The sequence below is a fragment of the Pradoshia sp. Z4_20 genome (genome assembly GCF_058216035.1).
Window position 1 is genome coordinate 607,003 of sequence record NZ_JBZAJD010000002.1, and the last position, 14,776, is coordinate 621,778.

At 37.3% G+C, this 14,776-nt stretch carries 16 protein-coding genes; 3 read left to right on the forward strand and 13 right to left on the reverse strand.

From position 1 onward, the window contains the following. Positions 1-69: 69 nt before the first annotated feature. From AC4BHP_RS08900 to AC4BHP_RS08920, 5 genes are all read right to left on the reverse strand, one after another. Complete coding sequence (locus AC4BHP_RS08900) at positions 70-666, reverse strand: DedA family protein (protein WP_490551880.1); 597 nt, start codon at positions 664-666, stop codon at positions 70-72. A gap of 44 nt (positions 667-710) precedes the next feature. Then, positions 711-1,709, reverse strand: coding sequence for a glycosyltransferase family 2 protein (locus AC4BHP_RS08905; protein ID WP_490551881.1), 999 nt, complete (start codon positions 1,707-1,709; stop codon positions 711-713). Positions 1,710-1,723: 14 nt separating this feature from the next. Further along, a complete protein-coding gene (locus AC4BHP_RS08910; protein WP_490551882.1) occupies positions 1,724-3,412 on the reverse strand; it encodes a DUF6044 family protein in 1,689 nt (562 codons plus the stop codon). 322 nt (positions 3,413-3,734) lie between these two features. Next, entirely contained in the window at positions 3,735-4,517 is a 783-nt protein-coding gene (locus AC4BHP_RS08915; RefSeq protein ID WP_490551883.1) for an HAD family hydrolase, read from the reverse strand. A 118-nt stretch (positions 4,518-4,635) separates the two neighbouring features. Then, positions 4,636-5,997: an aspartate kinase gene (locus tag AC4BHP_RS08920; RefSeq protein WP_490551884.1), complete on the reverse strand. Its 1,362-nt coding sequence runs from the start codon at positions 5,995-5,997 to the stop codon at positions 4,636-4,638. A 345-nt stretch (positions 5,998-6,342) separates the two neighbouring features. Here AC4BHP_RS08920 and AC4BHP_RS08925 point away from each other — a divergent pair, with 345 nt between their 5' ends. Then, positions 6,343-6,519: a hypothetical protein gene (locus AC4BHP_RS08925; protein WP_175354221.1), complete on the forward strand. Its 177-nt coding sequence runs from the start codon at positions 6,343-6,345 to the stop codon at positions 6,517-6,519. Between the two features lie 97 nt (positions 6,520-6,616). On the opposite strand, the gene pnuC is transcribed toward AC4BHP_RS08925, so the two are convergent. From pnuC to AC4BHP_RS08945, 4 genes are all read right to left on the reverse strand, one after another. Then, on the reverse strand, positions 6,617-7,303 hold the full coding sequence (gene pnuC / locus AC4BHP_RS08930) for a nicotinamide riboside transporter PnuC (RefSeq protein ID WP_139891347.1): 687 nt from the start codon (positions 7,301-7,303) through the stop codon (positions 6,617-6,619). Continuing rightward, positions 7,290-8,411: an AAA family ATPase gene (locus AC4BHP_RS08935; RefSeq protein ID WP_139891348.1), complete on the reverse strand. Its 1,122-nt coding sequence runs from the start codon at positions 8,409-8,411 to the stop codon at positions 7,290-7,292. The genes pnuC and AC4BHP_RS08935 overlap by 14 nt, the downstream gene beginning before the upstream one ends. A gap of 318 nt (positions 8,412-8,729) precedes the next feature. Then, on the reverse strand, positions 8,730-9,260 hold the full coding sequence (locus AC4BHP_RS08940; protein ID WP_490551885.1) for a tetratricopeptide repeat protein: 531 nt from the start codon (positions 9,258-9,260) through the stop codon (positions 8,730-8,732). A gap of 231 nt (positions 9,261-9,491) precedes the next feature. Further along, positions 9,492-10,028 carry an RNA 2'-phosphotransferase gene (locus AC4BHP_RS08945; RefSeq protein WP_490551886.1) on the reverse strand — a complete coding sequence of 179 codons (537 nt, stop codon included), beginning with the start codon at positions 10,026-10,028 and terminating at the stop codon, positions 9,492-9,494. A 209-nt stretch (positions 10,029-10,237) separates the two neighbouring features. Between AC4BHP_RS08945 and AC4BHP_RS08950 the strand changes: the two genes are divergently transcribed. Beyond that, positions 10,238-10,966: an NAD-dependent protein deacylase gene (locus tag AC4BHP_RS08950; RefSeq protein ID WP_066101123.1), complete on the forward strand. Its 729-nt coding sequence runs from the start codon at positions 10,238-10,240 to the stop codon at positions 10,964-10,966. A 191-nt stretch (positions 10,967-11,157) separates the two neighbouring features. Then, on the forward strand, positions 11,158-11,493 hold the full coding sequence (locus AC4BHP_RS08955) for a L,D-transpeptidase (protein ID WP_140461203.1): 336 nt from the start codon (positions 11,158-11,160) through the stop codon (positions 11,491-11,493). 200 nt (positions 11,494-11,693) lie between these two features. Here AC4BHP_RS08955 and AC4BHP_RS08960 read toward each other — a convergent pair whose 3' ends face one another. The 4 genes from AC4BHP_RS08960 to AC4BHP_RS08975 form a co-directional block, all read right to left on the reverse strand. Next, positions 11,694-12,257, reverse strand: a complete 564-nt coding sequence (locus AC4BHP_RS08960) for an NAD(P)/FAD-dependent oxidoreductase (protein ID WP_148629509.1) — start codon at positions 12,255-12,257, stop codon at positions 11,694-11,696. Positions 12,258-12,550: 293 nt separating this feature from the next. Continuing rightward, on the reverse strand, positions 12,551-12,904 hold the full coding sequence (locus AC4BHP_RS08965) for a VOC family protein (protein ID WP_490551887.1): 354 nt from the start codon (positions 12,902-12,904) through the stop codon (positions 12,551-12,553). After that, a complete protein-coding gene (locus tag AC4BHP_RS08970; protein ID WP_139891354.1) occupies positions 12,901-13,935 on the reverse strand; it encodes an S-adenosylmethionine:tRNA ribosyltransferase-isomerase in 1,035 nt (344 codons plus the stop codon). The genes AC4BHP_RS08965 and AC4BHP_RS08970 overlap by 4 nt, the downstream gene beginning before the upstream one ends. Beyond that, positions 13,935-14,657 carry an SDR family NAD(P)-dependent oxidoreductase gene (locus AC4BHP_RS08975; protein WP_139891355.1) on the reverse strand — a complete coding sequence of 241 codons (723 nt, stop codon included), beginning with the start codon at positions 14,655-14,657 and terminating at the stop codon, positions 13,935-13,937. Before AC4BHP_RS08975 ends, AC4BHP_RS08970 begins: the two co-directional genes overlap by 1 nt. Positions 14,658-14,776 lie beyond the last annotated feature (119 nt).

The window sequence follows — 14,776 nt, forward strand, 5'->3', positions numbered from 1 at the left end:
CGCTGTCAGTTCATCCTAACAGCGGCTTCTGTTTCTCTACATTATAATGAACAATATGTAAAATATTTTTTAAGAGCTAACTTTACTTCTCGCAGGAGAAAACCAATTTTTCCATGCAAGTACTACGATGAAAATTAAGAAAAAAATGACCGCAATGAAGCTTAAATACTTGAGACCAATCATATTTCCGAAATAAAATCCAATCGTCATATAAAGGGTTGTCCATAGTAAGCTTGCTAAAAATGCGAGTGAGAAAAATTTTGCATATGGTAATTCACGTGTTCCTGACATATAGGGAGTTAGCTGTCTAAGTCCCGGTAAAAAATATCCTATAACAACCATTTTATTTTCAAATTGATCAAACCTAGTATGCATACTCTGCCAGCGTTTCGGTGTGATTTTCACTAGATTTCCATACTTCTGGATGATGGATGTCCCAAGCTTCCTTCCAATCATATAGGTAAAAAACATACCCATATTAGCACCCAATAGTGCAGCGCAGATGGCCCATAGAAAATTAAGGTTTTGTTCAGCAATGACAGCACCGATAAAAATAACAAATGTTTCTTCAGGTGCAGGAATTCCTACAATCCCGCAAAATAAAACTAAGATAATCACCCAGTATCCATACAGCTGTATATAATATGTAATAGCATCAAGCGTCATGTAGTTTCCTTCCTGTTTTCAAACCAATGATACATATATTCCTGTTAGCGAGATTTATATTGATTTTTCTGGTTCGCCTGGTCTTTTTGATCTTCAGTATAGTTGTCCACATCAATGGCATAAATCGGCCTTTGTTTAACCTCTTTAAAAATCTTGCCAATGTATTCACCCACTATTCCAATACCAATCAACTGCAAGCCACCAATGATCCACAGAGAAATCATGATGGAAGTCCAGCCAGATTGTGTATTCCCCAGTGTTTTTTGAATTAGAGCATAGCTGCCTGCGACCACACTGATAAATAGCGTCAAAAAGCCAATGTAGGTAACACAGCGTATCGGCGCAACACTAAAGGAGGTAATCCCATCAAGCGCAAAAGAAATCATTTTCTTTAACGGATATTTAGACTCTCCCGCTTCTCTTTCCTTCCGATCATAAAAGACTTCAGCGGAGGAAAAGCCAATCATTGGAATCATACCTCTTAAGAATAAATTCCGTTCCTTATATTTTAAGAGTTCTCCCAATGCACGCTTGCTCATTAATCTAAAATCTGCATGATTAGGAATTAACTTGATTCCCAATTTACCCATCATACGATAAAAGCTAAGCGCTGTGGTCCGTTTGAATATAGTATCCTTCTTTCGCTGATCTCGAACTCCATAGACAATATCATATCCCTGATTGTATTTTTCAACCATCTCTTTTATGACCTGAATGTCATCCTGTAAATCAGCATCGATGGAGATAACACAATCGGAATGCTTTTGGGCCGTTGCCAGACCAGCGAGCAATGCATTTTGATGACCCACATTGCCCGCTAATTTCAGACCCTTGACTAACCTATTCTGTACACTCTCCATTTGTATTAAATCCCAAGTATCATCAACACTGCCATCATCCACAAATAAAATAGCACTTCTTTCTGAGATTACACCGGAGTCCAATAACTCTTTTAGAATGGATGAAAGCTCTTCAGATGTTTTAGACAATACCTCCTGTTCATTGTAACAAGGCACAACGATTGTTAATACAGGCAGATTCATTATGAGTAACTCCTTTACATGACATGATATAGATAGATCTTCCACGCTGAATCTTCATGATCAAAAACATCCATCAATTCAAGGTTATTCTCATCTGCATTCACAATAGGTACAGCTGAGATTATATATTGACCACCCATTTCTTTCAGTACCTTCGTATTCAACTCTAAATTTTTTATTGTTTTGGATGAATTTTTTTCGTAATCATATTTCTTACCAAGCTCATCCACGAAAATATAACAACGCCCGCCCCATTTATCAAAATATTTTTTAAGCTGAGCGTTCTTATCCAGCTCCTTCTCAATAATTTCTCGAAACTGATGCTTGTACGCCAATGGATAGTAATTGTTATACGTATCCAAAGTATAAAAGCCATTATATTGAGCAATAGCAGGATGTAATCCTATACTTACCACTCTGTACGTATCCTGAGGTTTTCCAATATAATCTTTAATCTCAGTAAATTGGTCAACAGCATAAAACTCCTTAAAAGTCGGTGCATCCAGCCTTCCATAATACACTTCCGGATTGTACATAAATAAGACAAGCAGCTGAGCGACAATGACTCCTTTTGAAAACTGCCTCCATCCCCCTCCATTTTTCCAAAGAATACGGCAGGACAGGGCAAACAATAAGTACAAAACTAACGGTCTCAGGAAATGAAAACGGGCAAAATTAAAATTATTTAAAAGTGAAATTTGTTCTTTCAAGGATGCCCATCCCTCATAAAACCAAAACGCATACCATGCAGATAAAATAAAATTCAAGATAAACAGCTGAACATAGCGTTTCTCACTTTTCCAAAGCTTATTCCGATAAATAAACCATAAAGCTATAAATGACACAGGCAAAATAATATATTGGTGAAGCGTTAATACATGATTATGTCCAATTATGTAATTTTTAAATATGAGACGGACAGATCGCGCAAATCCTAATGCAGAGCTGAAATATTCATCCCGGCTGTTAGGCTCTTCAGGAAATACCAAAGAATAAACCAAGCGATATTCGATCAACAGGTAAATAAAAGTCATTAAAGCAATACTGCCAAAGAATTTCCAATTAGGGTCTTTTTTCTTGATCCAATCATAAAGCCAAAGCAATCCCATAGCCACCAGGAAGAAAAAGAACCCCAGTACAAAGCTCGAATAAAAAGGCAAAAGGATTAGAATAAGCCAATCCGTCCATTTACTATCTCTGCCTCTAATATTTAAAAAGGCATACAAGGCTAATGGATGCCCCAATGTGGCAAGCATTCCGGATGGCCAAAAAGGAGTCAAAGCAAAGGCCAATGCAACGAATACACGTATAAAGCCATGTTCCTCTTTTCTAACAAAATGCTTTTTAAGTAAGAGATACATTCCAATAAACGCAAAGATTCTAGTAATCGCCTGACTGATTGAATATGCCGTCATGGATGGTAATAAATAATGGAGCCATTCAATTCCGCTGAATTCAGTTCCAATTGAATTCCTCGGCAAACCATTAATGATTTGTGGAATAGTCTCATTTATCGGTCCAAACAGCATTTGATTATCCTTCAGAACCTTGTACCAAGCGATATTGGAATCTAAGTTATCATGCACCCGTATATGAGAATCTTCACCAAGTATAAACATCGGAGCCAAATAAATGATCAACAACACCAGCGCAGCTATCAATAACTTAGTTTCCTCAGTCCATTTATTTCTTAATTCCCCCACTGCTATACACCGACTTTTCAAGATATATTTAAATCAACCCACCAATAATTGTAAAATTATAATGTACTCATGGTAGCTATTTATATACCCCATGTCAAGGAGCTATTGGGTCAATATGGATATTACAAATCTTCACCCTCAACCTTTTTTAATGTAAACTAGGTAATTTTCAAATATAGGCTTATTGTTGTATGTAAAGGCAAATCATCATTACGAAAACAGTCAAAAATAAAAAACCAATTCAACCTGGGGTACTTAACCCCTTAAGGATGAATTGGTCTCCGCGACACTTCTTGAAATTTCTTTCACAAGATATTCATAATTATATTTCCTTCAGCAATGGTAGTAAATCCGCCAGTTTCTTAATCTCATAGGTAGGCTTCACTTGATCCGTTACTTTATGATGGCGGTTTACCCAAACAGATTTTATTCCTGCACGATTGGCACCGAGAATATCCGTCATCAGATTATCTCCAACCATCAGGACTTCTTTTTTTTCAACCTCTAATAATCCTACAGCATGTTCAAAGAGTTCGGGAGCCGGCTTACCTTGTCCAAAATCCCCTGAAATGACAATATGATCGAAATAGGGAGCTATTTCAGGTGTTATTTCCAGCTTTGTTGTTTGCAATTGCGGGGAGCCATTTGTCAGTAAAAGAAGTTTAACACAACCCTTTAATTGATCCAGCACTTCAAAGGTATCCTCATAAATAAAGGGATGTTTTCTTCTTTCTTCAGGAAACTTTTCTGCTAATTCGTGTCCTAAATCTGCATCCTCTATTCCCAATGCTTTCAACCCATTCGTCCACGCATCCTTGCGATAGAGCGGCATGATTTGAGCCATCTTTTGAAATTGCTCATGGTTATCCTGAAAATCCCCCCATAATCCCTCAAATGGATTTATCCCAATCATTTGTGTGAAAGCGAATGTTTCATAGGAGCTGTACAGTTTTGTGGCTTCCTTTCTAACTGATTCTTCTAGCTGCACTGGGTCAATCTGATATTTATTCATAGCCAGCCTGCAGGTTACCCTGAAAGCTTCCTGAACACTTTTTTGATCCCATAACAATGTATCATCGAGGTCAAACATGATTGCCTTTACCATATCGGTTCCTCCGTCCCTGCATCAACCACTCCGGTTTGAATCCTATTAATATAGAAAAGTTTTGTTTTTCGTTAATGACATCATTGAACATTTCTATTATTCGATTTACCACTTTTCCTTACACGCTTACACTGGTAAAAAATTCATTGTAAAGAGCAGCCACTGCTCGGTTTTCCTGAAGTTCTTTCACACCAAACATCATACTGACTTCAGAAGACCCTTGATTGATCATTTCGATATTAATGCCGGCATTTGCCAAAGCCTTGGATGCCCTCGCAACTGTACCAACATTCGAACGCATTCCCTCTCCCACAATCATAATCAAGGATAAATTGTGTTCAATTTTCACCTCGTCAGCCTCTAATTCCTCTATAATCCGGTTCCTAATAATCTCTTCAAGCTCAGAGTCCATTTGATTCTGTCTTAAAATGACAGTCAAATCATCAATTCCCGAAGGAACATGTTCATAGGACAACTTTAAATCTTCAAGGATTTGAAGAAGTTTACGTCCAAAACCTATTTCTCTGTTCATTAAATATTTGCTGACATAAATGCTGCAAAAATCATTGTCACTTGCAATACCGACAACCGGACCATTCGTTAACTCTTTTTTATTCACGATCATGGTACCAGGTGATAACGGATTATTCGTATTTTTAATATTTACTGGAATCCCTGCTTTAAAGGCGGGAATTAATGCTTCATCATGCAAAACACTAAAGCCTGCATAGGAAAGTTCACGCATTTCTCGATACGTCAATACACTGATTTCCTTTGGTTTATTAATAATCGTTGGATTAACAGAAAATACGGCATCAACATCTGTATAATTTTCGTATAAATCAGCTTTAACTGCATTAGCCAGAATCGAACCGGTAATATCCGAGCCGCTCCGAGGGAACGTCATCACCTTTCCATCCGTTGTATAACCAAAGAATCCTGGAAATATGACAATTCCTTTTTTATTTCTTAAATGATATAGATTGGCATACGATTCTGCTAAAACCTGAGCATTCCCCGGCTCATCACTGACTATTAGTCCTGCCTCACGAGGATTCATGTATTCAGCCTCTACACCTCTGGCTTGGAAAAAAGCAGCTACCAATTTGGCATTATTGTCTTCTCCACTGGCTTTAACGGCATCCATAAACTGACCCTTATCGCTCAGGTCTCCATTAAGAATTTCCATTAAATCAGCTCTAATTCTTTCGACGACAGAGCCTGAAACGGATAAATCCTCTGCTATTAATCGGTATCGATCAATAACCATATCAAATAAATATTGATCACAAGCCCCATTTAACCAGCTTTCTCCACAGGCAATGAGCAAATCTGTCACTTTAGTATCGGATGAAAATCGTTTACCTGGTGCCGATACTACCACAATTTTACGCTGTGGATCTGATACGACAATCTCAAAAACTTTACTCAACTGCTCACCGGATGCAAGAGAAGTTCCCCCAAATTTCACTACTTTCATTCTGCATATCTCCTATGTTTTAATTTTTCAGATAATATTAACTATTATCACTTCTCAGCGCTAAAGTTTCAAGAGAAAATATGAAAAATTTCAAATAATATCCATCGGGACTTCTATTCTTCGGAAGTAAGTCTCATTCACCAAAGAATTAGAATGGCAGGATGACTCATGAAGGCGTAAATATTCTAGTTATCGATTAATTTTTGATACCACGGAAATGAATAAATGGTACATTTTAAACTTGTCATTTTTAGACACTAGTCGAAAGTATATTTTAAAAAAACAAAAGATCATGAGGAAAAATACGGTAAAATAATTATAAAATATAGTTTGGAGGGTTTACTTATGATGGCAGCATCCTTATTTGGATTAATTTCTATATTGGTATACTTAGGTATTATCGTTTTTATTATTTATGTAGCACTTACTATCTTAAAGTTAATGAAACAAAAAAATGAATATCTAAAGGATATTCGTGACGAAATCAAGAAAAGTAATAGCATCAATCAGTTAAATCCATAATCTTAAAACAGTGTTTGATTCTTTATAACTTGTACCAATAACTATAGAAGGGCCGTCACTATGACTGACCCTTCTTTAAATTCTTGATTAGGAACTATTATTTTACTTCTTCTTTATTTAATTTACTCCAATTGTACCAACCGTAAATCGCATTGATTGTCCACGAAACATACATGGCAACCATAGACCACTGTCCAAGCATAATGAACATAACCAAGCAAACAAGGTCAATTACAATCCATACGAGCCATTGTTCTCTATATCGTAATACCATGAGGATTTGAGCTACTATTGCCATTACATTAGTAAATGCATCATAGTAAGGCAGAGTATTACCGAGATAATTTTTACCGATATAACCCAGTGCGATAGTACATATAACAATTAACACAGCTGTAATGATCATCTGCACTGACTTAAGACTTTTTGCTTTTACTTGCATTGTTTCCTCGGTCATATTCTTCTTCCAAATAAATACACCGAGAATACAAGTTACGAAGTAGAAAATATTTTCGAAGAACTCAAGATACAGCCCCAACCCCCATACGATATACATATAGGTTACAATCTGTATAAAGTTGAAGATATAAGACGACAGTTTGCCTTTCGCTGTCAAAACAACACAGATTACACCTGATACTCCGCAAATCATACCGATAGGAGAATCAGGAACAAAGCAATATACAATGATTTGAAGCAGTACCATACTTATCATAAATATTTTTTCAAAGAGATTATAACCGTTCCAAAATTCGTTTTTTAGATAATTTTTAATTCTTTCCATTTTCAATGATTCTTTTCACATCACTTACAATAGTTTTGAAGTTGTTCCAATAGCCGCCATTTAGAACCGTTACCTTGTCCCAATTTCCCGAACTTTTAATATTGTTGCAAAGTATGTTGAATAACTCATTGCGTTCCTCCATTCCAGAATGAGCCATAAATCGCTCGTGGTCATCCACAAACTCGCCGCAAGGACATAGTAAATAAATTTTATCCCACCGACATTTTTTTGTGATTTCATCGGCCACTATAGCAACTTTTTCAAATTCTTCCTCTGTTAAGTCACATTGGCTGTCTCTGGAATACCCCTCTGCGTACATTCTTGTTACCATCGAGTCGGAGTCCGCAAAAAAGATTCCTTGATTGGAGGGTGAGTTAATTAATTTTTTATTGAGATTATACTGCCCTTCAAGAAAAGCCATATAGTCCGTTCCGTTTAATTCCCATTCGGCTATATTACTTTCTTGCATGTAGCCTCTTGCGAACTCATAACTGTACGGCGCATTGAAATATTTGCCCAGGTCGGCGGTTAATACTGATTTTCCTTCCGAAGCAGTACCGCATATAAGAATGTTTGTACTAAAAACTCTCCGGAATGGATACGTTATTTTATCCCAATGCTTTATGGGGTTTTCCCTTATCATCGTTGCTGATATTGGAGTTAATGCAAGTCGGTCAACCAAGATTGAGGTTTCATTAAACTTTCCGATTAAGTCCTCATGGTAATTCCTATCCCCGACATACCAAATTCTGTCGGTATCTGTAGGTATTTCTACCGCCTTGCGATAAATAGTTTCAAACTCTTTAAGCCAACCGTTCCAACCATTAGGATAATTTTCAATACCAATTTCATTTTCATTGATTGCATATACAGCAACCAAATCATCATCCGAAAAAAACTCTCTCACGTAACGATATCGCATTTTATGAGGCATAAGTGGTTCACCTTTGTCCCCGTCATATCCACATACAATGACAATGCAACCGCCGTCGTTTTCTTTTTTTGCTTGCATAATTAAATCCAAATGCCCTCGATGAAGCGGAGCGAATGATCCAAATACAATACCAACTTTTTTCCCTTTAAGGGGTTTTTGGTAGGAGTTTAACACTTTTCTTCTCCCTTCTTTTTATCCTTTAAATATAAAAATTAAAAGAAACTACGCCCTCGACTGAACCTCTATTTCTCTCATAGTACTACATGTAAATTAGATAGCTCTTTATTTTATTATACTAAAATAACATTATGAAAGAGGTAAGATTTACTGAAAGCGTACAATTATATCAGAGAAAAAGAAACACCAAAAAAGGAAGATACACATTTTGAGTGAATCCTCCTTTTTTCATTGCTTTCATATAGAATGTTTCTTCTAAGTAAAAAGGTTATATACAGTTAGCTTATTCAACCTACAGGATGAGGTAATTACGATTTAAGGATTTTCTAAATCTAAAGTTTCATCAAGGTGCTGGGCATAATAAGAAATACCACGCTTAAAGTAATGGAGTATTTCATCATTTGTAGTTTCCATTAAATTCATTAAGACAATTTCCATAGCCCTTTTATATTCCCCTGTATTATATAAAGCCATAGAATAAAAGACTTGTAGGGCTCGATGTTCAGGAAATTCAGTCACACCACGGTGAAGGATGTCAATAGCTTCTTTATAATGCCCCAAAATGCGGTAACTGCTTCCTAAACCAAGGAAACATCTTTGTAAATCAGAACCGGATAGACCTAGTTCAATTGCTTTAACATAGTAAGGAATTGCTTTGTTACATAACCCAGAATTATCATAGGCAATCCCAATCTGATAATTTATTTCTGCATTTTCCGGATCATTTTCTGATAGATTTAACAGAAGATTAAGTGCATGATTTAAAATAACCGGATCCTGTTTCTCACGACCATCTTCACGCAGCGCAATAGCATTATCCAGAAGTTCACGTGGATTTTTATTCATTTATTCCCACCTCATTGTTTCTTGTAATTTACAATCAGTCGCATTCCTTGTTCCCTACATTCGACAATATCGAATAAAACCCCTTTTTAGAAAAGTACAATTAAATCCAGATTTCTAAAGGAGTTGTTAATGTTATGAGTCACGCAGAACGACGGGGCAAGAAATATTTTGATGAGATTTTGTTAAGAGTTCTAGCTAACATGTTTACTAAATTACATCCCTCTTTTATTTTTACGGTTGCGCCTCCAAAAACTTAACGGGTACTGTTTTTGTTAACCAAACATGATTTTTCGAACGGTAAAACACATATCCTTGTTTCATCATTTCACCACTTCGTACACGATACACAACCGGTTTCCCATGCCGTTTTCCTACATTGATTGCTGTTTCTTCATCAGATGATAGATGAACATATAAACGACTCTTTGGAATTAGTCCAATACGTTCAATGGATTCTGTATACTTTTCTCCCGTACCATGCCATAAAAACTCTGGTGGTTCCACGATTTCCAGCTCTACATCAACCGAAATGGAATGTCCTTGATTGGCTCGAATAAGTGACTTGTCCTCATTAAAAGCGTATCTCTGTTTACCATCGGTTCGCACAATTTCCTCTAGGATGTTCATATCAAAAGGATATTTTTTAGAAATACCCTTAATCAATTCCTCGACATTCGCCCATCCATGCTCATCCAGAGTAATTCCGATGGATTCTGGTTTATGACGAAGAATCAAACTCATAAACCTGCTCGCTTTAATCAAACTCATTTTTTGGAATCCTCCTTTATAACATAAAAATGAAAAGAGAATAGAAGCTCCATGTTCGAAGCTGATTCTCGATTATTCGAATAGTTTCTTCTATTTTCTCATATAATACATCGATTTTCGCGAAACCAATGATTTAGAATAGCTAATCGGCTCGTGATATAATGATGAATAATTATGTACAGAGGACCCTAAAACAGGAGGCAGGTATTTTGTCCAAACTAGTAACTTTATTAAAAGAATCTAACTACACCGTTATCTTCACTGGTGCAGGTTTTTCGACTGAAAGCGGGTTACCTGATTTCCGCTCAACTAATAACGGATTGTGGAAGAAGCAAGATCCAGGCACTATTGCCAGTACAGATGCACTTAATCAAAATGTCAAAGAGTTTTTTGAATTTTATCGCCAGCGTGTGGTAGGAGTGAAGGAACACGGCCCACATAAAGGCCATTCTATTCTCGCTAAATGGGAACGTGAAGGTATTATTCAAAGTATTATTACGCAAAATGTAGATGGTTTCCACCAGGAAGCCGGCAGCAGTCGGGTAGCAGAGTTGCACGGAACCTTACAAAAGGTACATTGCCAAACATGCGGTAAGGAATATGGCAGTGAAATGTATTTAAATGAATCCTATCAATGTGAGTGTGGCGGCAAGCTTCGTCCATCCGTCATTTTATTTGGTGAAATGTTGCCTGAAAAACCATTCATGATGGCTGAGGCTGAAAGTGAAAAAGCAGACCTGTTTATTGTTCTCGGATCATCGTTATCAGTGACACCTGCTAATCAGTTCCCTTTAATTGCTAAGCAAAATGGTGCGAAACTGGTTATTATTAATTTAGAGCCTACTAATTTTGATTTTTATGCAGACCTCGTGATTAATGACCGTAAAGCCGGCGAGCTTTTAGCTGAAATAGATGCCGAGTTAATTGAAAATTATTAATAGATTCAGGCCAATCTTTGAGAAGGAGATTGGCTTTTTTATATGCAGTTATCTTCCATCTCAGTACCTGAAAGCTGTACAAATTGCAACTAAACAAAAGGCTCTGTTCGTATATATTGCTGATAATGTCTATTAATTAACAAATCCCTATGTTACTTCATACAATATATTAAAAAATGGAGTTGTTATTTGTGGCGAGATGGATTGACATATCAACATCGAAACATCAATTAAAACTTTTTGATGGAAATAGGCTGATAAAAGCTTACCCAATTGCAGTTGGGAAAATATTATCACCAACACCTACTGGGACATACAAGATAATCAATAAACAACGTAATCCTGGAAGACAATTCGGAGTTCTTTGGATGGGTTTGTCAAAGCCTCATTACGGTATACATGGAACAAATACCCCAGCTTCAATCGGTAAGAATGTCTCACATGGTTGTATTAGGATGTTTAATCATGATGTTCTAGAATTATCATCTAGAGTACCAATTGGTACTAGGGTTGTTATTCATAAATGACTGTGTTAATCTAGCTCCTCTTACTGCATAATTTTGGTCAAATACGACATAAAAGCATCGCTTCTCTTATTCAACTAATCTTCGCCTTAGTTGAATAAGAACGGGAATTCAAAAACGAACATTATCTACAAACAGAGTCAAACAAAAAAACGACCCACTCATGAGCCGTAACGATATCATTCAACTATTATTCATTTAATTTAAGATTTTAGAATATCATGGTCAACATAACGTTCCCCATTCAGAGAACTGATTACATTTATCGCGACTCTTGCTCCGTCCCCTGCTGTTATAATTGTATGCATGCTCACACCAGCAACTGTGCCGGCTGCCCAGACATGATCAAGATAGGTTTTACCGGAATCATCGACATCAATTACTTTTTTAATACGTGGTTCAGTACCGTCCTTTGTTTTGATGCCTGAAGCTTCAGCGAGGTCAACTAACATACCGGAAGCCAAGATCACTTCACTTGCCATATAGTTGGATTCTTCTGTTTGAATCATCACTCCATCATTTTCCACTTCGATTTTTTCAGCGGTTGCAACCTTGAATTCAGCGCCAAATTTCTCCGCCTGTTTTTTACCGACTGCAATAAGGTCAGGTCCGCTGATTTCTTCTACACCATAATGATTTTCAATCCAGGCACGTTTAGTGACACTTTTATCATTATCCAAAACCAACGTTTTTTTACCTGCTTTGGCAGTGAATAATGCAGCACTTGCACCGCTTGGTCCTGCTCCAATAACTATAACATCATACATATCCTCAAACCTCCCCCAACCAATTATAAAATCCCTCTTATTATAACGGGAATAATTACCAAATTCTATTGAAGTGATTTTTCCATCGATACCTGACCAATCGTTTCAGTGAAACCAAGTTCTTTTATAATAGTCACCATTTCTTAGCCAATGGTAGGTTAATAAAGAATCTGCTGGATACCTCAACTGACTGGAAAACATGTTTTAAAAGAACATACCTATATTCCAATCAGCGTTATGTTTAATCTACATCTGTACTTTATTTATACGTAAGTTGTTCGCTTGCAGAAAGCCTAAATCCTCTTTAATAACTCAATTCTTTCACCATTATTCCCCTCAATAAAAACAATTGTCCAGCCATTTCCCATCCTTATTGGCCCCTCTAAAATAGATACATCCTTTTCATTTAAAATTTGTAAACAATCCGTTTCAAAACATATATGTGCCTCGTATAATCCTTTTTCATCAATCATTCCATTTTCAATCAATTCAATCCTTAATCGGTCATTCACTAAGAATACGATCTTTTCTCCATCCAATTCCATGTATTGTTCAGTGCGAAATCCTAGATATTTTTCAAAAAAGAACCTTGTAAGCTCCAGGCTTCTCACCTCAAAACCGACGTGATGGATATTCAACTTTTTCATATAATTAAGTTCACATCTCCAAACTCATGCCATAAATACTCCTTTAGTACGGCTTCCTCATACGTTTTAAAAAGGAACTCCGAATCAATAAAAGCAGTGAGCATATCCAAATGGCTCGCCTCAGGTTCATGAAAACCGGTTAGGATACCATCAACTGCTTTCATTTCGTAATCAGGTCCTATATACAAATGGGTGCTACCCTTGAGCTTTTCAGTTAGTCTAGCCGTCTCCAAAGCACGAACGACCGTGGTTCCGACAGCAATCACTCTTCTCCTCTCTTTTTTCGCATGCCGAATCATATCCATTGTCTCACTGGGGATTTCATAGAGTTCAGGATTGGTTTCCGGTTTTACTGGCCAGTAGTCATCTAGTAAATAGCTCAAGCCTGTGTGAAGCTGAATAAACTGAAGCTTAACTCCCTTTCTTTGAAGATTGAAAAGCATTTCCCAGGTAAAGGCTCGGCCAGCAGATGGCATTTCAACGGAGCCAGGGACTGAAGCATAGACCGTTTGATAGAAGTTTAAATCAAGTGCCTGTTTCGCATATTCATACCGAATGGGTTCTCCTTTCTGATATAAATAATGTAAAATACGATCCTCTGATTGAGAAAAACAAACACTCCACAAAGGGGTAGCTTCTACCCTGCCACTTATCTCTCCTTTCAATTGTCCTTCAGAAAAAATGAGCACATCTCCAACTTCTATATCTTCATGCAGGGCCAGCACTTCCCAGGCGTTATTCTCAATCTTTTTTGCAAACCTTATTTCTACAGCTTCGGCTTTAACGATCCCTTTTCTAGTAATTGTTGCCCTTGCTGAGGCAGGAATTGTCCTGCTATTATTTAAAACCAGAATATCACCTTTCTTCAGATACCGATCTAGATGGGAAAATTGAGTGTGTTCCATTGTTCCAATCCCTTTATCTGTCACCATTAGCTTGACTTGGTCCCTTCTCATACCTCTGAACTCGGGAGGTTCGGACGCATTTAATTCTTGAGGCAGAAAAAATTTTTTCCTGAGAGGCAATGCCATTATAATCCCTCCTGTTCAAGCTCGAACTTCTGTGCTTCAAACCGTTTACCGTTAATATGCCGTGAATGATTCGAGGCTAAATAAACAAAGGCACCCAGTACCTCCTCCGGTTTAGCCAGCTCCTCATTATGATTAGGGTCTGCCAATGCATACATGTCCGTATCCATACTGCCGGGGTCAATCATATTGATTCGTATATTCGTTTCCGAGAGCTCATCTGCCCATGTTTCGGTCAGTCCTTCCAGTGCAAACTTCGAAATTCCATAGGCTCCCCATCCCGCATATCCTTTTTGCCCTGCTTCTGATGTCACATTGATAATAGAGCCTTCATTACGCTGAAGCATTCCAGGCAGAACACGTTTTGTGACCATAAATGGACTTAGGCTGTTTGCCTTTATAACATTCATGAAATCAACCTCTGAATAATCCAGTAAGAGTGGCATCGGGCTAGGCCCCAATACAGCAGCATTATTAATTAAAACATCAATTTGACCAAATCTGCTTTCTGTCATGGAAATAAAGGCTTCCACATCACGCTGATTTGTAACATCCGCTTTTACTGCCAGAACTGTACTACCCAATTCCTCAGTCATTCTTTTCACTTCCTGTAACCGCTCTTCTCCCCGCGCACAAATTGCGAGATTGTATCCTTGTTTTGCAAAAGCAAGGGCTAATGCTTTCCCTAATCCTTTAGATGCTCCGGTTATAACAACTGTTTTCATGATTTATACCTCCTATAGAAACTTATACTTATAGCGTATTGCATAAAAACAGCCATGCCCTCGGAGGATGGATGGAGTTTCAGCTACATCTTTAGTAGTACTCCACCATAAAAAATGTA